Here is a 377-nt window from a genome sequence, read left to right as displayed (position 1 = left end):
CTGCTGGGGCAACGCCAGGCACTGCGCGAACCGGTGGGCGGGCAGTGGGCCGCGCCGTTGGCCGCGCTGGGCGGGATGGCGCCGCTGCCGCGCCTGGCGCTGCTGCTGCGGGTGGGCGGCAGCCTCGACGAGGGCATTGCCATGCGCGTGCTCGACCAGGACGAGGCCGGCTACCAGCACCTGCTGGCCGACGCGTGCCCGCGTGATGCCCATGGCCAGCCCGACGCCGCGGCCTGGCGCCAGCTGGCCGAGCAGGTGCAGGCGCGTATCCGTGAACTGCCCGCCACGCGCCTGCAGCAGCTCCAGCAGCCGGCCGCACCCGTCGCGCACAACGAGGCGCCGACGTCCAGCTGGCGCGCTCCCCAACGCGCCGAGCG

General features: G+C 76.7%; 1 protein-coding gene. It reads left to right on the top strand.

Going from position 1 to position 377, the window contains the following annotated elements:
* Positions 1 to 377 (top strand): hypothetical protein (locus tag EN846_RS33815; protein ID WP_210236140.1); only part of this gene is annotated, 377 nt, incomplete at both ends.

The sequence above is a fragment of the Mesorhizobium sp. M4B.F.Ca.ET.203.01.1.1 genome (genome assembly GCF_004791025.1).
GTDB classification, from domain to species: Bacteria; Pseudomonadota; Alphaproteobacteria; order Rhizobiales; family Rhizobiaceae; genus Mesorhizobium; species Mesorhizobium abyssinicae.
This window is presented reverse-complemented; position numbering and strand designations above follow the sequence as displayed.